The organism is Aquimarina rubra (genome assembly GCF_042684305.1).
Lineage (GTDB): Bacteria > Bacteroidota > Bacteroidia > Flavobacteriales > Flavobacteriaceae > Aquimarina > Aquimarina rubra.
The window spans coordinates 659312-682393 of the sequence record NZ_JBHULE010000019.1; the positions used below are offsets into that span (position 1 = coordinate 659312).

The window sequence follows — 23082 nt, forward strand, 5'->3', positions numbered from 1 at the left end:
AATATAGGCTTTTAAAATGAAAAAAATACTGTCTTTTATTTTGTTTTTTAAATGGAAAAATATCAAGCTTAATTACTGTACAAAAAGTATTGATTTTAGCAGGCTTTTATTTGATTTTAAAACCATTAAATCGTACTTTTCCTACAAATTCATTTTTTGTTTTTATAAAAAAGTGTACCTATGGAAACATATGCTATTGCTTTAAGCTATGCTATTCCAGGATTTATTGTGCTTATTCTTTTGGAATATCTGATAAGTAGATGGAAAAAAATTCCGGTTAACGAGGTGATGGATACGATTTCCAGCATTAGTTCTGGAATAACAAATACATTAAAGAGTCTGATGGGTTTAACCGTGATCATCATAAGTTATGACTGGATGGTTGATCATATTGCTTTGTTAGAAATGAAATCCTCTATCCTTGTTTATTTACTAACTTTTATTGGATTAGACTTTGCTGGTTATTGGTCACATAGATTTAATCATACAATAAATGTGTTTTGGAACAGGCATATTATTCATCATAGCAGCGAAGAATTTAATCTAGCTTGTGCGTTACGACAAAACGTTTCTGCAATTGTATCCATTTATTTCTTTCTTTACATTCCTTTAGCATTACTTGGCATTCCAGCAGAAATTGTTGCGTTTGTTGCCCCAATTCACTTTTTTGCTCAATTCTGGTATCATACAAGATTAATTGACAAAATGGGTGTTCTTGAATATATTATCGTGACCCCATCCCATCACAGAGTCCATCACGCTATAAACGACCAGTATCTGGATAAAAACTATTCTGAAATATTTATTTTTTGGGATAAGTTGTTCGGAACATTTCAAAAGGAATTGTCTGACCAACCACCAGTTTACGGTGTAAAAAAGCCAGTACATACCTGGAATCCTTTCTTCATTAATTTTATGCACGTATGGGGAATTCTAAAAGACGCGGTAAGAACCAAAAACCTTTGGGATAAAATCAGGATATGGTTTATGCCAACCGGATGGAGACCAGATGATGTAAAATTGAAATACCCTATCGCAATTACTGCTGATCCTTATAAGAGAGAAAAATACAAAACAGAAAGTTCTTTCTTATTGAAAATATGGTCATGGACGCAATTGATTGTAACTATTGCCCTAATGTATTACTTATTGATAAGTGTTGGTAAGCTCCCTTTTATTCAAATTATTAATTACTCGATCTTTTTAATGATTTCGATATTTGCATACACCTCTTTAATGGATCGGCATATCATTTCGATTTACTCAGAAATTATCAAACTTGGCTTAGGAATTTATTTTATCATCAAAGGAGAAGGCTGGTTTGGAATCGACGATGTTTTATACGGACTTACCTATTTTGTAATCGGGTATCTAATAGTGTCTTTTCTAGCTTCTATTTATTTTCAATTCATTGAAAGAAAATATGTGACTGGAACTCTTAAACCTATTGCATAAAAAAACCCACTTAGCTTTCAAACCAAGTGGGTATATATTTTATTCATTTCAATTATTGCAATGTTGCCCCGTAAAAGGTTGGATATGGTGCTGCATTAACAGCTGGTAAATTTGAACCATATGTTGCATTAATTTCTAAAATGGCCTGGTTAGCTAAAAATGCATAACCTCTTGCTGTTGGATGCACTCCATCTAAAGAAAATGCTCCACCAAATACCAAGTCATCCTTTAGCAAAAATTCATCAAACTGGATACCCGTATCTGATATTTGATCCAAGAGTCCATTTGCATCAACAAATGCAAGACCCGCCTGTTGTACAGCAGAGGATATTACATTATTAAATACCTCTGTTGCAGTTGCAATTTCTTGCTGCTCTTCTGGGGTTAATACCCATTTATCAGCCAAAGGAATAGCTACGCCGTTTACCGTTTGTGGGTTTCCAGGAACAGCCTCTGTACCAATAAAACTTGCAGAAGGCAATACTAATAAGTCATCTGCTGTGGCCTGTCTAATGTTTACAAGAGCTGCATTTATAACTGTTAGATCTGTTAAGTCTTCGTCTAAAATTACCACCGCATTTCCTTCTCCTTCACTAAAAGTTATTTTTCTTCTAGCTATTTCAGCAGTTGCCAATTCTAGTGAAGTCATGTCTGACGTAGCTGGAAAAAGAGCTCCTAAAGTCCCTGGGTTAGCGGTTAAAAATGCCAATACCGCATCTAGACCACCATTATATGCACCATAGGCACTAGCACTATTTAAAAAGGCCGCAGTCCCCGCATCTAGTGGAACTGGATTGTGTGGCACAGTGGTAAAATGAGGAATGGATGTAACATCAGGTATGTTAAATGCTACTCCTTTTGCGCCTCCAGAGGTTAATGTAGCTACCAATCCATTGTATGCTTGTGTAAATAAACCAGTATCTGTAATAGGATCGGTACCATCACCACCTGATAAAGCATATCCCAACACATCATTATTGCCTATCCAAAGAGAGAAAAATGTAGGGGTTTGCGCCATAGCATCTTCTAAAACTGAAGCATTAGGACTACTTGCCATTCTTACAAAATATGGATTTGCTTGTGGTGGGTTTAAAGATAATCCTGCAATATTGCCGTATCCATTAGCCAGTAAGTGAAAACTTTTAGCGCCGGGAACTCCCATATTGTTGAAGGTACCAGATAATCCCGAAGAAATTTCGGTGGTTGGAGTTGCTGGTAAAACTGCTGGACCAGCCCCGTTAAAGAAAAGTCTCGGAGAAAGTATTTGGTTTCCTCCAAGTAAAGCACCACCAATATTATCACTCATTAAAGGTTGTGTAATTGTTCCTCCTCCTGCTAGTGCAAATTGTTGTGACAAAATATTAGGCATAGAATTTTCCTGGCCGGCAATAAAAAGTGCTCCATCGGTAAACCCAGCTGTCAACGAATTTCCCAAGGCTACATAGGTAGAAAAATCTGCAGTTCCAGAGGTGATCACCACCTCTTCTTCTGTTGTAGAATCATCATCAGATTCACAGGCTATAAATCCAAAAACCAATAAGATTAATAGCCATTTATATTGAATATTCATATTTATATTTCTTAAAGTATTTTGTATTAATTATAGATTGTTTATAGATATCCCTATATAGTATTGAGATCCTATAAATCCAGTTCCAAACGCTGTAAAGTATTCATCTCCCAATACATTGGTTGCTCCTGCCTTCAATGTTGCCTTCAATTTTGGAATGGTGTAATTGATTTGACCATCCAAAACATTAAAAGAAGGCACATTTCCATTCCCAAAAGAAGCTTCCCAGAAATAGGCATCACTCCATCTCCAGCTTGTATTAAACCCAAAGTTTTTAAACAAATTGGTATGTCCAAAAGAAGCTTTTACTTTATGCTCCGGTGTATTGAAACTGGTTCTAAAGTCAGGATCCTGGCTTTTGTCAAAATCTTGTTTAGAAAAAGTATAATTTACTCCTAAATCAAAATTTCCTAAAATTTTAGTATCCAAACCTATAGTAGCTCCATAAGACTTAATATCAACATTAGAGTTAGTATATGCTTGATAAACTTCGGCATCTCCATTTGCCAAGGCAGCCAATGACAACGAATTATCTCCTACTTCACCATATAAAGGAACCAGAACAGCTTCTTCTGCAATAAAATCCTTGTATGAATTATAATACACACTAAGATCGATGACCAACCTATCTACTTTACCACGATATCCTACTTCAGCAGCGGTAACTTTTTCTGGTTGCACAATTCCTGGATTAGCTATCACAAGATCGTTTGGATCCTGAGATGCACCAAATGCTAATGCCGAACTTAATGAATATGAATTTTCATACGCTTGTCGTCCAGCAAGATTTATAGAAGACTGACCTGTTATGGTTTGACCTCCACCACTTAGATCAAAAGATCTGATATCTCTATCTAGGTTATCAGGAGCAGAACCAACAAGAATTGCTCTACCCACGTTAAGTCCAATATATAAATCCTGAGTTGTTGGGTTTCTAAAACCTGTTTGTAAAGAAAGTCTTATATTGTGATTTCTATTTGCCCCGGCAGTATATCCGAGTGATAATCTTGGTGAAAAGTTACCATCAAATAGTTCTGATTTATCATATCTGATAGATCCTGTAATTTTTAATCGATCATCAGCAAGTTTTTTCTGAAGTTGTGTATATGCTCCATATTCTGAATAGCGAATTGGACCATCAAAATCTGTAAAAATAGTCCCTGAAGAATTTAGTTTATATTCTCTAAAAGATCCTCCGACCTGAATATCAACAAAATCACTTGTTATATGACTAAAATTATAATTTACGTCAGCATGTCTAAGTTGAGTAGCATCTTGGAATTTAGACCCTGTCGCTAAATCTGGATCATTTATAACTTGCTGAAATGCGTTGGCAAATTCTTGTGTCCCTGGAATTAATCTACCAGTATCTGCCGTTTGTCTTGCAAGTAAATGAGCCTGTTCAGGCAACTGACCTGCTAATGTTGCTTGCACAAAAGCTCCTGCATATTCACCAAACCAGGTTCTATCATCTTTCCACAACCTGTTAATATTTATCCCTGTAAATCTAGAGTCATAAGAATCACCAGCATCCTCATCTGTTATATAACCCCTTACAAAAAAGTTGTTATTCTTAATTTCTAATTTATGTTGTTGTAAGAAGAAATTACGAATCGAGTATCTGTTTGCACCCTGATAAATAGTGGTTCCTTTACCAACTTTTCCTAAATAAATAATTTCTAAATCGTTTGCAAAGGGACGATAGTGTAAAGCAGCATCAAACTTTATGCTCTCTGCATCATAATTATTTAAATCACTTTCTAAATATCCAGTTCTACTCACCTCTTCATTAGGCAATAAATTTTCTGCTCCAGAAGGCAGTATACCTAAATTTACTAACGATACTCCTACACCTCTAATATTAGTACTTACCTCATCTCCATAAACATTAAGCCCGTCATAATTAGGATCTAATCTTGTACCAGTTGCACCCTCTGAAACACTTATCTCATTTGTAGCAAACCAATCAGTTCCCCGTAGATATGAGAAATTTACTTTACCCGCAAATTTATCAGAAAATGCATGTGCAATTCTGATTCCATAATCATAATATTCATTATCACCTGCAGCATCTTGAGAGGTGATACCACCTTTTACATATGCACTTATCCCCTGATGATCGAAAGGATTTTTACTCGTCATAAATAGTATCCCATTAAATGCATTTGCTCCGTATAATGCAGATGAAGCTCCTGGAAGCAATTCTATACTATTCACATCTAGTTCTGTCATCCCAAGTAAATTTCCTAAAACAAAATTTAATGCAGGAGCCGCATTGTCCATTCCATCAACCAATTGTACAAATCTGTTATTGGCAAACGTGGCAAACCCTCTAGTGTTAACCGATTTAAAGGTTAAACTATTGGTATTAATATCTACCCCTTTTAAGCTTTCGAGACCATCATAAAAATCCGCAGCTGGTGTGGTTTTTATTTTTTTAATCCCAAAACGTTCCACACTTACTGGTGATTCAAATACTCTTTCTGGTGTTCTAGACGCAGAAATAACCACCTCATCTAATTCTGTTCCTTCTTTTAAGGTGATCGTTAAATCACTAGAGCTAGATGTAATATTTACTGTAGCAGCTTCAAAACCGACACTACTTACTATAATAGTAAAAGGAGGTGTCTCCTCTAGCGTTAATGTAAATAATCCATCAAAATCGGTAACTGTTCCTACCGAAGCCCCTTGCAATGCGATGTTAGCCCCCGGAATTGGTTGATTGTTGTCATCAACCACCTTCCCGCTAATTGTTGTTTGTGCAGTAGTAACAACGCCCAGAAGGAGCATTAATACTAAAGTAATTGTCCTCATATCCTAAATTAGTTTTTATGTTATGAGAACAATATACGCTTTTTTGTTAATTCTCTAAAAAAAAGTTAAAATGATGTGTTTTTGTTAATTATAATCTTTCTGTGTTAACAAATTTACTAAATACAGTGCGCCTTAATGATTTTTAACAAAACTAGAAACAGTTTTTAAGGTATAATTTATAGAATTGACTTATAAAATATAACCTGTTTGAAAATGTTTTCAAACAGGTTATAATGCTATTTTTAATATATTCTGATCTCGTTATTCTACAAATTATTTATAGATAAACCAATATAATATTGCGCTCCAACCAGTCCTGTACCTAAGGCATTGTAATATTCATTCCCACCAATATTTGTTGCTCCAACCTTGAATACCGATTTAAGCCTTGGTATTCTATAATTCATCTGAGCATCAACAACGGTAAAAGATGGAATCTCAGAAGAACCGAAAGCATCATTCCAAACAAAACTATCACTCCATCGTACACTTGTATTGAATCCAAAGTTTTGAAAAAGATTTCGATTTCCGAAGCTAAATTTCACTTTATGCTCGGGTGTATTAAATTCTGAGAAAAAGTCATTCTCATCTACGTCTGAAACATCTTCCTTTGCATAGGTATAATTAAGTCCAAAATTATAATTACCAAACACCTTTCCGTCAACTCCTACAACAGCTCCATAAGAGTTCACATCTGCGCTAGAATTTGTAGCAATGTTATATATCTTAAAGTCACCATTTGCTATAGCTTGAAAAGACTCTACAGAACCTACCGCTCCATAAAATGGAACTAAAACATTATTACTAGTTATAAAATCCTGATACATATTATAATAACCACTTACCTCTAATGATATTTTATTATAATCACCTCTATACCCTAGTTCTAAACTGGTAACCTTTTCTGGTTTTACCAATTCTACAGCTGATTGAATTAGTTGAGAAGGATCAGATGTCTGAGAAAAAGCAATTGCCGAAGCTAATGTATACGAGTTCTCAAAGGCATCTCTACCTGTGATTGTAACAGAATCTTCTCCTACCAGGGCAGAGCCATTTGCGCTTAACTCAAAATCTCTTTGTTCTCTATCCAAATTATCTTCGGCAGAACCAATAGTAATTGCCCGTACCACGTCTAATCCCATATAAAGATTTTGCGTCGTTGGGTTTCTAAAACCTGTTTGAAAAGAAGCTCTAATATTGTGATTTCTATTGCTACCTACTGTATATCCTAATGCAAGTCTTGGAGAAAAATTACCATCAAACAACTCCGCCTTATCATATCGTACAGATCCTGTAATTTTCAATCTTTCGTCAAAAACTTTCTTTTGTAATTGAGCATATGCGCCCATCTCTGAATAACTTATAGGCCCGCTTCTATCCGTAAATATTGTCCCGTTAGATCTTAGTCTATATTCTCTAAAAGATCCTCCTAATTGTATATCTGCAAAATTATTGGTTAAGTAACTAAGGTTATAATTAGCATCTACATGTCTAAGTTGAGTTTCATCCTGAAATTTTGCCCCGGTAGTAAAATCAGGATCAGAAATAACTGATGTAAAAACCTGCTGAAACTCCGGAGTTCCCGGCTCTAATCTACCCGTATCTGCCTGATTTCTTGCTGCCTGATGTGCCTGATCAGGAGTAAAACCTCCATTCACAGCAGCAAAGTATGTGCCTGCATATTCACCAAACCAAGTACGGTTATCTTTCCATCTGTTATTAATATTAAATGCTGCAATTCTGGTATCATACGTGTCTCCGGCATCTGCGTCTGTTATATAACCTCTAACGAAAAAGTTATTGTTTTTAAATTCTAACTTGTGCTGCTGCAGGAAAAAATCCGGAGAATAAAATCTATTTGCATTCTGAAAAATTGTTGTTCCTCTTCCTATTCTTCCGTTATAAATAATTTCAAAGTCATCTGCAAATGGTCTATAATGCAATGCTCCACTAAATTTTAGACTTTCAGCATTATAATCTACCAAATCCCTTTCCTCATATCCTGTTCTGCTTACAAAACCAATACCAGGAATATTTAGATTTATCTCATCTCCATAAACATTCACACCGTCATAATTAGGGTCTGTCAATCGATCAAGGGAAGGGTTGTTTATGTTTGTATTATTAACAGCAAACCAGTCAGTACCTTTGAAGAATGAAAAATTAACCTTTGCTGCAAATTTATCCGAAAATGCTTTTGCCATTCTAATTCCAACGTCATAGAAAGAATTACTTCCGGCTGCCTCCTGTGATGTCACACCACCTCGGACGTACGAACTAATCCCTTGATTGTCAAATGGATTTTTACTGTTAATAAATAAAATTCCGTTGAATGCATTTGCCCCATACAGTGCGGATGAAGCTCCAGGCAATAGCTCTACATTATTAACATCAAGTTCTGATACTCCTACTAAATTCCCTAAAGAGAAATTTAAAGACGGTGAACTATTGTCCATTCCATCGACTAACTGAACAAATCTTGTATTAGAAAACGATCCGTATCCTCTAGTATTTACAGACTTATAAGTCAAACTATTGGTATTTACATCTACTCCTTTAAGGTTTTCCAATCCACTATAAAAGTCAATTGATGGGGTATTTTTTATTTGCCTGGATCCGTAAAATTCTACCCTAACAGGTGATTCAAATATTCTCTCAGGCGCTCTCGAGGCAGAAATTACAACCACATCGAGTTCAGTACCTTCTTTTAAAACTACTGAAATCTCTTCGGCATTAGAAGTAACATCTAATGATATTGTTTTATACCCGATACTGCTAATAATAAGTGTTACAGGAAGTTTTTCTGTTGTTGTCAAAACAAATTCTCCATCAAAATCGGCTACTGCTCCAACTCTTTCTCCTCTTAATTTTACATTGGCTAATGGTATGGGTTCGCCAACTTCATCCGTTACTCTTCCTGATATAGTTGTTTGAGCAAAAGTACACACACACCAAAATGACATGCCTAATAATAGTAATGTTTTTTTCATAAATTTTTAGGTTTAAGTTCAAGTGTTTGGGACACTAAAATAAATCACTAAACGTTCCTATAGAAGACGCTTAGATTCAATTATATCGTCTAAAGTATAAAAAACACGACAAAAAACAATTTTTAACACAAAAAAGATACGGTTAACACATAAATTCTTACAAATTTAACAACTGTTTAATTTGTTTCCTACAAAAAAATCCCCGTTTAGAAAACTAAACGGGGATAAAATCTAAGCACATAAGTTCCTTATAGGAAGCTTATGATGTATTTCTTTATCTAGAAATTGTTTATAGTCAATCCAAAGTAATAAAGTGAACCAATAGGAGCTGTTCCTACTGCTGTGAAGTATTCGCTACCTCCAATATTAGAACCACCAATTTTAAGAGTAGTTTTTAGAGAAGGAATTCTGTAATTAAATTGAGCGTCGAAAACCGTAAAAGACGGAACTTCACCTACCGCAAAAGCAGATTCCCATACATAATCTCCACTCCATCTAACCGCAGTATTGAAACCAAAATTTCTGAATAAATTATCGTGTCCAAAACTAGCTTTAGCCTTATGCTCCGGAGTATTGAAATTAGTTCTGAATCCAGGATCGTCATTCTGATCAAAATCCTGCTTAGCATATGTATAACTGGCATTAAGATCAAAATCTCCAAATACTTTAGCACTAATCCCTAATACAGCTCCATAAGAGTTGATATCCGCTTCAGAATTTGTAGTCGCCTGAAAACCTGCAAAATTACCTGTTAATATGGAGCCCTCTGCCAATGCATCTCCAGCTTGTCCCTCTAGCGGACTTGCTACATCAATGGTGGAAATAAAATCCTGATACATATTGTAATAACCACTTAGATCAAGTAATAGCTTACCAAAATCCGCTCGATAACCAATTTCAATAGCCGTAACCTTTTCTGGCTTTACTATATCTGGATTAGCTATATCTAAAATTGAGGTATCGATAGTTCCTTCTCTTGCCAAATCCAAAAATGCTCTAACTGAATTAGCGGTATAAGAATTCTCGTAAGCAATACGCCCAGTATAAGTCGTTCCATTATTAGCAGTTCTCACATAACGGTCTAAGTTATCTGGTGCAGAACCTACAATAGCCCCTTCTCCAATATCAAGACCTAAATACAAATCCTGTGTTGTTGGGTTTCTAAAACCTGTTTGAATAGAGGCACGAAGGTTACGATTTCTATTCTTTCCTAAAGTATATCCAATAGAAAATCTTGGTGAGAAATTACCATCAAATAATTGTGACTTGTCATAACGAACAGATCCCGTAAGTTTTAATCGATCATCTAATAATTTCTTCTGAATTTGAGAATAAATACCTAATTCAGAATAGTTAATCGCACCATCAAAATCAGTATAGAAAGTACCTTCAGAATTCAATACATATTCTCTAAACGATCCCCCGACCTGAATATCAGCAAAGTTATTCGTGATATGTCCAAAGTTATAATTAGCGTCTACGTGTCTAAGTTGAGTTTTAGACTTGAATCTAGAACCTGTTAAGAAGTCCGGATTACTAGTTACTTCGTCAAAAGCTGTTTCAAATTCAGGAGTACCTGGAACAAATCTACCAATTTGCGCCTGTTGCCTAGCGAAAGTGTGTGCATCTTCTTCAGTCTGTCCAAGTTGTCTAGCTGCTGCCCAGTTTGCAACATACTCTCCAAACCACTGGTTATCAGACTTCCATCTGCGATTAATATTGATTCCTGTAAAACGAAGATCGTATGTGTCTCCAGCATCCTCGGCAGAAATATAACCTCTTACAAAAAAGTTGTCGTTTTTTACCTCTAGTTTATGTTGCTGAAAAAAGAAATCTTTTAAAGAAAATCGGTTAGAATCCTGAAAAATTGTCTGTCCTTTACCCAATTTACCTGCATAAATAATTTCAAAATCATTGTTAAAAGGCTTGAAATGTAAAGCTCCATCAAACTTGATGCTCTCAGCATTATAATCTGTTAAATCAGACTCGTTATATCCAGTTCTACTAACAAATTGCTGCTCTGGTAATAGATCAAACTGCTCTTGAGTGATGGCTCCCTGAGCTAATAGATTCTGTCCTACACGTTCCATATCCGCACGAACCTCATCACCATATACATTTAACCCATCATATACCGGATCTTCTGATCTACTTAAACCAGGATTCAAAACATTATCTGTACTTGTAGCAAACCAATCTGTACCATTCATATAAGAAAAGTTCACTTTTGCAGCAAAAAAATCTGCAAACTTGTGAGCTGCTCTAACCCCAACATCGTAATATCCATTATTTCCAGCGGCTTCTTGAGATGTGATTCCTGCTTTTGCATAAGCACTAATTCCTTGTTTATCAAAAGGATTCTTACTGGTCATAAAAAGAATACCATTAAATGCGTTTGCACCATATAATGCAGATGATGCTCCCGGAAGTAATTCGACATTCTCTACGTCTAGTTCATTCATTCCAATAAGGTTACCTAAAGCAAAATTTAATGAAGGAGAGGTATTATCCATTCCATCTATTAGCTGTACAAAACGAGTATTGGTAAATGACGCAAAACCTCTAGTATTAATTGACTTAAAGGTTAAACTGTTTGTATTTACATCTACTCCTTTTAGGTTTTCCAAACCATCATAGAAATCTACAGAAGGTGTATTTTTGATTTCTTTAACTCCGAATCGTTCGATACTTACCGGAGACTCAAATAAACGTTCAGGCGCTCTCGATGCAGATATTACGATCAAGTCTAAAACATTTCCTTCTGTAAGGACAATTACTACTTCTTGCGTTGCTGAAGTGACCTCAATCGAACTTGACTCAAATCCAATACTACTTCCAGTGATTGTAACAGGCAGTTCTTTGGTAACTTTTAAAGTAAAGAAACCATCAAAATCCGTAACTGTTCCTATTGCTTCTCCTTTCAAAGAAATATTAGCTCCTGGAATAGGTTGATTAAAATCATCAACAACTCTACCATTAATAGTCGTTTGGGCATTACTAATAACGCATACCAGAAGCGTTACTATAAAAGCAATTTTTTTCATAAATAGGTTATTTTTAAAGTTTTAAGTTTTCTTGGGGTAACTTAAATTTATTTAAAATGGTTTATTTCCACTTTTCGGCCGCGAAACTAGAAAAAAAACTTTACAAATAATAACTTTTCATTAGTTTTTATCGATTAAATGCAAAAAATGTGCGACAAATCGCACATTTCTTGCATTTTTAAAGACATTTATTATGTTCTGAAATCTACTCTACAGTAACCGATTTTGCCAGATTTCTCGGCTGATCTACATTTTTATCTAGCATTACCGCAATATGATAAGACAATAATTGTAGTGGAATCGTTGTTAAAAGCGGTGTTAGAAATTCAATAGTTTCCGGTATTTCGATAACGTGATCAGCAAGTCCTTTTACCGTCTCATCGCCCTCTGTAACAATTCCAATTATTTTACCCTTCCTGGATTTAATTTCTTGAATGTTACTTACCACTTTATCATAGTGTCCTTTTTTTGTGGCGATTACTACCACAGGCATCTGCTCATCTATTAAGGCAATCGGACCGTGCTTCATCTCTGCAGCCGGATATCCTTCTGCGTGGATATATGAAATCTCTTTTAATTTTAAAGCGCCTTCTAAAGCTACTGGGAAATTATACCCTCTTCCTAAATACAGGAAGTTTTTAGCATCCTTGTATGTATCAGCAATTAATTTTATATGCTCATTAGATTCTAAAGCTAGCTTTACTTTCTCTGGAATACGTTCTAGTTCCTGAAGGTAATAATGAAAATCACTATTAGAAATTGTACCTTTCCTTTCGGCCAACTTTAATGCTATTAAAGAAAGTACTGTAATCTGAGTTGTAAACGCTTTTGTAGAAGCAACTCCTATTTCTGGTCCTGCGTGAGTATAAGCACCAGCGTGTGTTTCTCTGGAAATTGAAGAACCAACTACATTACATACTCCAAAAACAAATGCTCCACGCTCTTTGGCTAGTTTAATTGCAGCCATTGTATCTGCTGTTTCTCCACTTTGTGAAATAGCAATAACCACATCATCCTGGTGAATTACAGGATTTCTATATCTAAATTCTGAAGCATATTCGACTTCTACCGGAATTCTTACCAATTCTTCAAAAATATATTCGGCAACAAGTCCCGCATGCCATGACGTACCACAAGCAATGATCAGAATACGTTTAGCATTTAATAATTTAGCCAGGTTATCATCGATACCGGCCATTTTTATGATTCCTTCTGCCACTCGCATCCTACCCCTATAGGTATCACTAATCGCATTAGGTTGTTCATAAATCTCTTTCAGCATAAAGTGATCATAACCACCTTTTTCAATTTGCTCCAAATTGATCTGTAATTCCTGAAGATAAGGGTCAACCAAGCTATCATCCTTGATTTTTCTTACTTTTATCCCTTTTTTTCTACGAACGATAGCCATTTCGCCATCTTCGAGATATATTGCGTTATTGGTAAATTCGATAAATGGAGATGCGTCTGAAGCAATAAAAAACTCATCCTCTCCGACACCTATTGCCAGTGGACTTCCTAATCTTGCTACTACAATTTCATCTGGTTTTTGTTTGTCAAAAACAGCTATCGCATACGCACCTACAGTTTGATTTAATGCAATTTGAACAGCTTTCCCTAGCTTTACATTTTCTTTTGTCTTTACATCCTCAATTAGGTTCACTAAGACTTCGGTATCTGTTTCAGAAGTAAATGTATATCCTCTGTTTGTTAACTCTTTTCTTAACGATTCATAGTTCTCTATAATTCCGTTATGAATAATCACCAAATTACCTGAATTAGAATAATGGGGATGAGAATTTACATCATTCGGTACTCCGTGTGTGGCCCATCTGGTATGTCCTATACCCACGCTTCCCTCTGTCGAAATTTCATTTACTAATCTTTTCTCAAGATCCGCCACTTTACCTTTGGTTTTGGATAATTTGATATCCTGACCGTCATAAAGTGCAATTCCTGCTGAATCGTACCCTCTGTACTCTAATCTTTTTAATCCTTTTAATACAATTGGATAAGCCTCCCTATGACCTATATACCCTACTATTCCACACATGGTTTGATTGTTTGTCGGTTAATTACTTTTTGATTCTGTATAAAAAATATCAAGCTTTATACGCTTTTCTTCAGGAACATTGGTTCCATTCCCATAAAGAATTGTTCCTTCATGAGCTATTATTGATGAAAAGGGGATGATTTCATCTTCTGTATTTGTGGGGGTAGTAAATCCTTGAGCGATGTCTATTACATTAACATTTTGTGAGACAGACAATCCTAATTTCACATTATCTGTATCTTCATTAAAAACATTAATAATATGTCTTGTTAATTTTATTTTATAAAATTCTCCTCTTTCGTCACTACCTCTACTAATAGGTCCTAAATGCTCTGTAACAGAGATAAATGGATTAGCGGCGTTAGAGGTAACATCAGCTTGATAATCAATTAGAACCTCTCCGGTTTCCAGATTAAATACATATATTCTTTCTGGCTCTGTATCTCCAGAAATCATTTCATCCTGATTAATATATATTTTCATGCTAGCCTCATTAATCAGCCAATCTTGTCGTCTTAAGAAATCTAATTCATTTTCTGATTCTCCATTCTCATTGGTTACATTACCATTAAATAAATCAATAACCGCATAAGATCCTTCTCCTCCTTTCAGAAACAAATTATCTTCACCATTGATTTCATCTTGATTATCTAAAATATCAGAAATATTACTACCATCATTCAATGTTCCGTTCGAAAAATCAAAGTCAATCCCGTTGACAATATTATTTGAAAAATTTAACGCTAGATCACCAGTACCTCTAACAAAATCTTCGGTATCTGGATTTCCATCTAAATCTTCTGTTGATATTTCATCCGTATCAAACGAGTAATGTAATGTGATATTGGTATTTGTTATGTCAAAAGATACCAAGGATCCATCTCCTGTATCTGGTGTTGCCTTGAAATAAATCCCTCTAAAATAATTACGGAAGTTATTAGCATTACTTAACTCTATACTTCCTTCTTTATCTAAAAATAATGCCGTAAAATAATCTATAATAAGCTGATTAGCTTCCCTAGGGGTCGGCGGATCTGTATTATTCTGTGCAGCTGCAGCTGCAATAGTAGAAAGAAAAGCAATTCTTAACCTAGGATTGACGGATTGTGAATCTCTTTCTTCGTCTGCGTCAGTTCCATCAGGGGTTGTTAATATTATCTCTTCTTCTGAAGGAGAAAAACCCAGTTCAGTTGCTATTAATGTTCCCTCTACCGATGCTCCAAAATTATCAGCAATATCATTAGAATAATATATTTGTCTCTCTTCTGACCCCTGATCTATGTCAAAATCCCTTAAAAAATAATTTGATTGATATATTGATAAATTTATTTTTCCCGAACCATATACCGAATCTAACTCAAAAGTATTTGTAACAACTCCGTCTTCATCTACATTAGTTTCTGTTAGTTCACTAAAATATGGTAAACTTATTACTACACTATCTAGTACTGCATTATTGCCAAAAGTAGGATTAAACCGTGCAGGTAATACCTGTGCTAACACATTATATGTAGATTGACCATACACTGGATCATTATAAACTCCTAACAAGTTATTGGGTAAACCACTGGTCTGTACTCTTTCAAATCTTTTGCTATACGTTATAGGGACCGCTTTATACTCATTGTCTTCAAAATTTACACCTCCGATTACCTCGCTACCTACAGAATTAAAATCATCATCACAAGATACCACAGTAAAAATAACCACTACTATAGCCGTTATTTTGATCAAAACATTTTTCAAATTCATAATAGTTTCTTTTGCTATACCAATACCTCTGTCTGATAGAAGGCTTCGTAGGCATCTGCAAATTCATCTGGTTTTTTATATTCTAGTACAGGTTGGTCTATTGTTTTTAGATGTTTAGAAAGCTCTTCAGGAATTTCTTCTGATCCAACAATTATTGCATCAGAATTATCGATTGCTACCTTCATAACATTGTTATATGTTGGTTTAGCCAGGTCAGCTATTTTTTCCTCATCAATGCCATCAAACTTAACCTTCTTCAACATATTTTTATCTAATGTCCCTTCATAACCATGATCATACACTGATGTTACAATCTTACTATCAGTAAATAATGGCTCATTCGCATAATAATTTCTTAGATATAATGGTAGCATAGAAGCTAACCATCCGTGAACATGAATCACATCTGGAGACCAATTTAATTTCTTAACGGTCTCGATAACTCCCTTTGCAAAAAATATTGCTCTTTCGTCATTGTCCGGAAACAAATTCCCTTCCTCATCAGTCAAAGTAGCTTTTCGCTTAAAATAATCCTCATTATCAATAAAGTATACCTGCATTCTTTCTTTAGGGATAGAAGCTACTTTAATGATCAGCGGCATATCCAAGTCATTAATAACAAGATTCATTCCTGATAGACGAATCACTTCATGCAATTGATGTCTACGTTCATTAATGTTTCCATATCTCGGCATAAAAATTCTAATTTGCCCGCCTTTACTGTTTACCATTCTTGGTGCTTCAAAAGACATGGATGAAATCTCTGTCTCTGGTAGGTAAGGTATTACTTCTGATGATACGTACAATATCCTCTTATCTTTCATATAGTCTACTTTTCTCGTCTCCTTCGGTATAAATTTTTGCAAAATTACGAAAATTTATGTAGTCTGCTAGTAATATCTTATTTTTGCACGCCTTTAACTTTTAGATAAATGCGGGTATACGAGAAAAGACTGGACGTTGAAAAGGATGTTGCAGACTTACATAAACAAAATAAAAGCATCGGTTTTGTCCCTACAATGGGAGCATTGCATAAAGGACACCTGGCTTTAGTAAAAAAAGCGATAGACCAAAATCAAGCTGTGGTCGTGAGTATATTTGTAAATCCTACTCAGTTTAATAACTCAGAAGATTTGATTAAATATCCACGAACTTTGGATTCTGACGTAACACTTTTATCAACTTTATCAAATGATATTATCGTTTTTGCACCTGAGCCTAAAGAAATATATGGATCAAAAACAAGCTCTTTCGATTATGACTTTAAAGGGTTAGAGCACGAAATGGAAGGCAAGTTTCGTCCAGGTCATTTTGATGGAGTCGGTACGGTTTTAAAACATTTGTTTACTATTGTCTCACCTACTAAAGCATATTTTGGTGAAAAAGATTTTCAACAGCTACAGATCGTTAAAAAATTAGTTGAGATTGAAAATATGGCAGTAGAAATTATTGGTTGTCCTATTTATAGGGAAGAAAGTGGATTAGCATTAAGTTCACGAAACAAAAGACTCAACAAAAAACAACTTCAGGAATCTCCCTTGATTTATAAAACCCTAAAGCAGGTTAAAAATGATTTTGGCACAAAAAGTGTTATAGATTTAACCAGTTGGGTTTCAGAACAATTTGAAAATAATGACGTCTTAGTGCTAGAATATTTTGAGATTGCAAAAGTTTCGGATCTGAGATCGATCAAGAGAAAAAGAAAGAACACCAAGTATCGAGCTTTTATTGCAGTTTTTGCAGGAGAAGTTAGACTTATTGATAACATTGCCCTAAATTAAAAATAACTAAATTTGTAACATGTTTGTACACGTTGTAAAATCAAAAATTCACCGCGTTAAAGTAACCGGCGCAGACCTAAATTATATAGGAAGTATCACTATAGATGAAGATTTAATGGATGCTGCTAATATAATTGAAGGAGAAAAAGTACAGATCGTTAATAACAATAACGGTGAACGCCTGGAAACCTATGCTATTCCAGGACCTAGAAATAGTGGAGAAATCACATTAAATGGAGCGGCTGCTCGAAAAGTCGCCAAAGGAGATATATTAATTCTCATCACCTACGCAATGATGGATATCGAAGCTGCTAAAAATTTTAAACCGGCACTATTATTCCCTAACGAAGAAAATAATTTATTAAAGTAAAAGGGTGAATCCAAAAATCCTAAAATTCTTAAAAATCATACTCCCATTCTTATTGGGAGTTTTTTTAATTTGGTACTTTCTCAGTTCTGCTACGCCAGAATACAGACAAGAATTACTGCGAAATATTAAAAACGCTGATCCTATTTGGGTCATACTCTCGCTCGCTTTGGGTATCATCTCACACCTCTCTAGAGCATATCGCTGGAAGTTTTTACTAAAACCTCTTGGCTATAACCCTAAGCTATATAATAGTTTTATGGCTGTAATGGCGGGTTATTTGGCTAACCTTGGAGTTCCTAGATCTGGTGAAATATTAAGAGGATTTACGGTATCCACTTACGAAAAAATCCCTTTTGAAAAGGCTTTTGGGACTATTGTCTCTGAGAGAATAACGGATCTTATTATGCTCATCCTGGTTACTTCATCCACAGGTATTCTTCAAACAGAATATTTACTTAACTTTTTGGAAGAAAAAGATATTAATCCTTTATTGACTCTTGGAATAATTTTGGCACTCATTCTTTGTGGATTTTTGGGCCTTCAAATCCTTAAAAAATCTTCCAATAAATGGATCGTAAAAATTAGAGATTTTGGAATGGGTTTATTAGACGGAATGAAAAGCATTTTTTCAATGAAACAGAAAGTGGCTTTTCTTTTTCATACGCTTCTCATTTGGTTTTTATACATATCTATGTTTTATGTTATAAAATTTGCCGTTCCTAATCTAAGTAATGCTTCTATAGGAGTCATTCTAGTAGCTTTTGTGGTTGGATCTTTTTCTATGTCCACAACTAACGGAGGTATTGGCATATTGCCTTTCCCTATTGTGGTTGGTGCAGTATTTGTATTTTTCGGTTTCGAAAAAAGTGATGGCGAAGCTTTTGGTTGGATTCTATGGGGTTCTCAAACCGCAATAAACATAATCGTTGGAGCGTTATCATTTTTATTCCTTCCAATTTTAAATAGAGGAAAGAAAACACAATAAAACCCTTGTAAACAATAGATTGATTATTTTATTGATTGGTTATTAAATTTCAAACCTTTAAAATAATTTATATATTGCCACTTGCTTAACCTTAATCCTACTACTTATGAAGAAAAGTATATTTTTGATTCTTGTATCTATTATTACCTCCATCTCATATGGACAAGTAAAATATGAAACATTTAGGTCTATTAAATTAGATCAAAACAGAGACTTAAAAATCCAGTTACCACGTAATTATGAAAAAAATGAAGATAAAACATACCCCGTAATTATCGTATTAGACGGAGATCATTTATTTGAGCCTGTAGCCGGTAACGTAGATTATTTCTCTTATTGGGAAGATATGCCAGAGTCTATTGTAGTTGGTGTAATGCAAAAAAAAACCAGAGAAGAAGACTGTAGATATGATTTAGCAAGTTATCTACCCGAAGGTAAAGGAGCCGAGTTTTTTGAATTTATTGGACAAGAATTGTTACCCTATATTGATGAAACCTACAGAACAGCCCAGTTAAAAATGATCGTTGGACACGATTACACAGCTAATTTCATTAATTATTATCTATTTAAGGAAAATCCACTTTTTCAAGCGTATATTAATCTAAGTCCCGAGTTCGCGCCTCCAATGCACGAACGTATATTTAATGTACTTAGTGGAGCGAAATCAGACATGTGGTATTATCTGGCTACTGCGACTAATGATGCCGAGAACATCAAAAAAGATTTGATCAAAGCAAATGAAACCTTTTCTACTATTGAAAACACAGAAGTGAATTATTACTTTGACAACTTTGATGAGTCCTCCCATTATACCTTAGTAGGTAGAGCTATTCCCAAAGCTTTAGAAACTATCTTTGAAATGTACCGCCCGATTAGCAAAAAAACGTACAAAGAAGATATTCTAACACTTGAGACATCGCTATACGATTATTTAGTAGACATTTATGATACTACTGAAAAACTATATGGTTTTAAGAGACAAATACGAGTAAATGATTTTATAGCCATATCTACTGCAATTGAGAAGAAGGAATTATGGGAAGAATTAGAACCCCTCGGTAAGCTTGCCATTAAAGAACATCCAGAAACTATGTTGGGATATTATTATCTTGGATTGGGGTATGAGCAACTAGGGGAGCCAAAAAAGGCTATGAGAGCCTATGAAAACGGATTTCTTCTTAATGAGATAGCTTTTCTTACAAAAGATTATATGTTAGAGAAAGTTAATAAAATAAAAGAGGACTTTGGTTATTAGCACCTTGCATAATCCTAAAATATTGAATTTAAAGAAGGCCCCATTTTTTTGGGGCCTTTTTGCTTTTACGGTTTTACATAATTATCTTAAATAATAGTATTTTTACGATCAATTTATAAGCTATGGCCAAAACCAAAACTGTTTTTTTCTGCCAGAATTGTGGTGCGCAATATGCCAAATGGCAAGGACAATGTACTTCCTGCAAAGAATGGAATACTATTGCAGAAGAAGTAGTCCAAAAGGCTCAAAAAAATGATTGGAAAAACCCTAGCACATCATCTAAAGAACGTCGAGTTTCGAAACCTTTAAAAATCTCTGAAATTGATACCAGCCACGAAGCCAGGTACAATACTGATGATTCAGAACTAAATCGAGTTCTCGGTGGAGGACTGGTTCCTGGATCGCTTACTTTATTGGGAGGAGAACCGGGCATTGGAAAAAGTACGTTGTTACTACAGATTAGCTTAAAACTCCCTTATAAAACCTTATATGTTTCTGGTGAAGAAAGCCAAAAACAAATAAAAATGCGCGCAGAGCGTATTCAATCTAAAACAGATAATTGTTTAATCCTTACAGAGACCAAAACTCAGAATATTTTTAGGCAAATAGAAGCTACAGAACCCGATATTGTAATTATTGATTCTATACAGACCCTACACAGTGATTATATAGAAAGTAGTGCAGGAAGTATTTCGCAAATCAGAGAATGTACTACAGAACTCATTAAATTTGCCAAAGAAACCGCAACACCTGTTATTCTTATAGGTCACATTACCAAAGATGGAAATATTGCAGGACCTAAAATTCTGGAACATATGGTAGACACCGTACTGCAGTTCGAAGGAGATCGTAACCACGTGTACAGAATCTTAAGGGCCCTAAAAAACCGTTTTGGCTCTACATCAGAGTTAGGGATTTATGAAATGCTGGGTAGCGGACTTAGAGAAGTTAGTAATCCAAGTGAAATTCTGATCTCTAAGAAAGAGGAAGAATTAAGTGGAACCGTTATCGCCGCAACGGTAGAGGGAATGCGACCGTTGATGATAGAAATACAAGCATTAGTAAGTACCGCAGTCTACGGAACACCTCAGCGCAGTGCAACAGGGTACAATCTAAAACGATTAAACATGATCCTGGCTGTTTTAGAAAAACGTGCTGGTTTTAGATTAGGAGCTAAAGATGTATTTTTAAATATTACCGGTGGGATTTCTGTAAACGATCCTGCTATTGACCTTGCCGTGGTTGCCGCTATATTATCGTCTAACGAGGATATACCAATCGCAAAAGATTATTGTTTTGCTGCAGAAGTCGGGCTTGCCGGTGAAATCAGACCTATCAATAAAGTAGAACAAAGAATTCAAGAAGCTGAAAAGCTAGGTTTCTCGACTATTTTTGTTTCTAAATACAATAAAATTTCAAGAAAAAACACACAAATCAATATTCAGTTAGTTGCCAAAATTGAAGACGTAGTAGAATACTTGTTTGGTTAATTTTTATGGCGCCGGATTAGGTATTTGTGCGTGAACTTTATTGATTTCATTGATAATTTCATCAGACAAGGTCACATTAATACTATCTATATTTTCTGTAAGCTGATCGATAGAAGTAGCTCCAATAATATTGCTAGTTACGAAAGGTTGTTGATTCACAAATGCTAGTGATAATTGTGTTAAGCTGATACTATGCTTTTTAGCAATTTCGTTATATAACCTAGTAGCCTTGTAACTATTCTCATTCATATACCGATTATAATTAGGGAAAAGATCCACTCTAGAGTTTTTTGGAATCTCATCTAGATACTTACCAGTTAGCATTCCAAATCCTAATGGTGAATAAGGTAAATGACCGATATTTTCTCGATGTAAAACCTCTGCAAGACCTACTTCGTCTTTTCGGTTTAATAAATTATAAGGGTTTTGTACTGTAATCATCTTAGGAGCTCCCTTTCGAGCTTCCTCAGTATATCGCATCAACCCATATGCTGTTTCATTAGAAACTCCCACTTGTCTTATCTTACCTTCTTTTACAAAACCATTCAGGTTTTCTAAAACCTCAGAAAAATTATCTGCCCATTCATCATTTTCATCATGAGTATATCCTAACTTACCAAAATAGTTAGTTTGCCTTTCCGGCCAATGCAATTGATAAAGATCTATATAATCGGTTTGTAATCTTTCTAAACTCTTATGGATGGCGTCTGCAATCTCTTTTTTGCTAAATTCTCCTTTTCTTATATGATTTGAAAACTCTGCAGGTCCAACAATTTTGGATGCAATTACTACTTCATCTCTTTTTCCAGATTTTTTTAACCAGCTTCCGATAATTCGTTCTGTACTTCCTTGTGTTTCTTTTTTGGCAGGCACAGAATACAACTCTGCCGTATCTATAAAATTAACACCTTGACTAATCGCGTACTCAATTTGTTCGTGACCTTCTGCTTCTGTATTTTGCTCACCCCAAGTCATAGAACCCAAGCATATTTTGCTAACTTTTATATCTGTATTCGGTAATGTAGTATACTTCATTCTTTACGTAGTTACATTTTTTAGACACATAAATCCCAAAAGTAAAAACTCTCTAATTAGTTATTCTAAAAATTATCATAATAAAACCTACGATAACCTTTGTTCGTTACGAAGTTTTACAACGCTTTAAAAGTGAGAAGTTTATCCACAATTTTAATACCTAATCTACACATTAAAGAACCCGCCAAATATTTAAAATTATACTTAATATACTGACTATCAAGTTTTTGAAAATAATTTTCATTTATGGAACAATTATTTCGATATCATTAAAGGAATAAAACATCCGTGATGTTTTAAGTGATGAACAGAAAACTAGAAAATTTACCAACCAAAAAGAGGTCTATTCATAAACCTCGATAAAAGGGTTTGTTTTCCCCGAACCCTTTACTTTTTTAACCGGAAAAAGAGCTTCTTAATTGAGGAGCTCTTTTTTTTATGAAATGGTTTTTGATATAAATAACAAACAACCGAAAATTTACTTTAAC

At 34.8% G+C, this 23082-nt stretch carries 14 protein-coding genes; 6 read left to right on the top strand and 8 right to left on the bottom strand.

All coding sequences use genetic code 11. The features are described 5' to 3' along the window. Positions 1 to 180 precede the first annotated feature (180 nt). Positions 181 to 1455, top strand: coding sequence for a sterol desaturase family protein (locus tag ACFSR1_RS11620; RefSeq protein ID WP_378292628.1), 1275 nt, complete (start codon positions 181 to 183; stop codon positions 1453 to 1455). Between the two features lie 52 nt (positions 1456 to 1507). Here ACFSR1_RS11620 and ACFSR1_RS11625 read toward each other — a convergent pair whose 3' ends face one another. The 7 genes from ACFSR1_RS11625 to ACFSR1_RS11655 all read right to left on the bottom strand — a co-directional run bounded on the left by ACFSR1_RS11625 (position 1508) and on the right by ACFSR1_RS11655 (position 16502). After that, positions 1508 to 3025, bottom strand: coding sequence for a G-D-S-L family lipolytic protein (locus tag ACFSR1_RS11625; RefSeq protein ID WP_378292630.1), 1518 nt, complete (start codon positions 3023 to 3025; stop codon positions 1508 to 1510). Positions 3026 to 3055: 30 nt separating this feature from the next. Then, entirely contained in the window at positions 3056 to 5839 is a 2784-nt protein-coding gene (locus tag ACFSR1_RS11630) for a TonB-dependent receptor (protein WP_378292632.1), read from the bottom strand. A 266-nt stretch (positions 5840 to 6105) separates the two neighbouring features. After that, on the bottom strand, positions 6106 to 8829 hold the full coding sequence (locus tag ACFSR1_RS11635; RefSeq protein WP_378292633.1) for a TonB-dependent receptor: 2724 nt from the start codon (positions 8827 to 8829) through the stop codon (positions 6106 to 6108). Positions 8830 to 9107: 278 nt separating this feature from the next. Then, positions 9108 to 11873, bottom strand: coding sequence for a TonB-dependent receptor (locus tag ACFSR1_RS11640; RefSeq protein ID WP_378292635.1), 2766 nt, complete (start codon positions 11871 to 11873; stop codon positions 9108 to 9110). Between the two features lie 205 nt (positions 11874 to 12078). Then, a complete protein-coding gene (gene glmS / locus ACFSR1_RS11645; RefSeq protein ID WP_378292637.1) occupies positions 12079 to 13926 on the bottom strand; it encodes a glutamine--fructose-6-phosphate transaminase (isomerizing) in 1848 nt (615 codons plus the stop codon). Between the two features lie 18 nt (positions 13927 to 13944). Beyond that, the gene (locus ACFSR1_RS11650) at positions 13945 to 15678 is read right to left on the bottom strand and encodes a DUF4270 domain-containing protein (RefSeq protein WP_378292639.1); all 1734 of its coding nucleotides are present in this window, start codon (positions 15676 to 15678) and stop codon (positions 13945 to 13947) included. Between the two features lie 14 nt (positions 15679 to 15692). Continuing rightward, positions 15693 to 16502, bottom strand: coding sequence for a glycogen/starch synthase (locus ACFSR1_RS11655; RefSeq protein WP_378292641.1), 810 nt, complete (start codon positions 16500 to 16502; stop codon positions 15693 to 15695). A gap of 108 nt (positions 16503 to 16610) precedes the next feature. On the opposite strand from ACFSR1_RS11655, the gene panC reads away from it, so the two are divergent. The 5 genes from panC to radA all read left to right on the top strand — a co-directional run bounded on the left by panC (position 16611) and on the right by radA (position 21559). Beyond that, on the top strand, positions 16611 to 17459 hold the full coding sequence (panC, locus tag ACFSR1_RS11660) for a pantoate--beta-alanine ligase (protein ID WP_378292643.1): 849 nt from the start codon (positions 16611 to 16613) through the stop codon (positions 17457 to 17459). Positions 17460 to 17478: 19 nt separating this feature from the next. Beyond that, positions 17479 to 17829 carry an aspartate 1-decarboxylase gene (gene panD, locus ACFSR1_RS11665; RefSeq protein ID WP_378292645.1) on the top strand — a complete coding sequence of 117 codons (351 nt, stop codon included), beginning with the start codon at positions 17479 to 17481 and terminating at the stop codon, positions 17827 to 17829. A gap of 4 nt (positions 17830 to 17833) precedes the next feature. Next, positions 17834 to 18814, top strand: a complete 981-nt coding sequence (locus ACFSR1_RS11670; protein WP_378292647.1) for a lysylphosphatidylglycerol synthase transmembrane domain-containing protein — start codon at positions 17834 to 17836, stop codon at positions 18812 to 18814. A gap of 106 nt (positions 18815 to 18920) precedes the next feature. Further along, positions 18921 to 20069: an alpha/beta hydrolase gene (locus ACFSR1_RS11675; RefSeq protein WP_378292649.1), complete on the top strand. Its 1149-nt coding sequence runs from the start codon at positions 18921 to 18923 to the stop codon at positions 20067 to 20069. 122 nt (positions 20070 to 20191) lie between these two features. Next, a complete protein-coding gene (radA, locus tag ACFSR1_RS11680; RefSeq protein WP_378292651.1) occupies positions 20192 to 21559 on the top strand; it encodes a DNA repair protein RadA in 1368 nt (455 codons plus the stop codon). Between the two features lie 3 nt (positions 21560 to 21562). On the opposite strand, the gene ACFSR1_RS11685 is transcribed toward radA, so the two are convergent. Then, the gene (locus ACFSR1_RS11685; RefSeq protein WP_378292653.1) at positions 21563 to 22594 is read right to left on the bottom strand and encodes an aldo/keto reductase; all 1032 of its coding nucleotides are present in this window, start codon (positions 22592 to 22594) and stop codon (positions 21563 to 21565) included. Positions 22595 to 23082: the final 488 nt, after the last annotated feature.

Coding starts and splice junctions, on each gene's coding strand:
- ACFSR1_RS11620 (WP_378292628.1), top strand. CDS start 181: ATGGAAACATATGCTATTGCTTTAAGCTATGCTATTCCAGGATTTATT.
- ACFSR1_RS11625 (WP_378292630.1), bottom strand. CDS start 3,025: ATGAATATTCAATATAAATGGCTATTAATCTTATTGGTTTTTGGATTT.
- ACFSR1_RS11630 (WP_378292632.1), bottom strand. CDS start 5,839: ATGAGGACAATTACTTTAGTATTAATGCTCCTTCTGGGCGTTGTTACT.
- ACFSR1_RS11635 (WP_378292633.1), bottom strand. CDS start 8,829: ATGAAAAAAACATTACTATTATTAGGCATGTCATTTTGGTGTGTGTGT.
- ACFSR1_RS11640 (WP_378292635.1), bottom strand. CDS start 11,873: ATGAAAAAAATTGCTTTTATAGTAACGCTTCTGGTATGCGTTATTAGT.
- glmS (WP_378292637.1), bottom strand. CDS start 13,926: ATGTGTGGAATAGTAGGGTATATAGGTCATAGGGAGGCTTATCCAATT.
- ACFSR1_RS11650 (WP_378292639.1), bottom strand. CDS start 15,678: ATGAATTTGAAAAATGTTTTGATCAAAATAACGGCTATAGTAGTGGTT.
- ACFSR1_RS11655 (WP_378292641.1), bottom strand. CDS start 16,502: ATGAAAGATAAGAGGATATTGTACGTATCATCAGAAGTAATACCTTAC.
- panC (WP_378292643.1), top strand. CDS start 16,611: ATGCGGGTATACGAGAAAAGACTGGACGTTGAAAAGGATGTTGCAGAC.
- panD (WP_378292645.1), top strand. CDS start 17,479: ATGTTTGTACACGTTGTAAAATCAAAAATTCACCGCGTTAAAGTAACC.
- ACFSR1_RS11675 (WP_378292649.1), top strand. CDS start 18,921: ATGAAGAAAAGTATATTTTTGATTCTTGTATCTATTATTACCTCCATC.
- radA (WP_378292651.1), top strand. CDS start 20,192: ATGGCCAAAACCAAAACTGTTTTTTTCTGCCAGAATTGTGGTGCGCAA.
- ACFSR1_RS11685 (WP_378292653.1), bottom strand. CDS start 22,594: ATGAAGTATACTACATTACCGAATACAGATATAAAAGTTAGCAAAATA.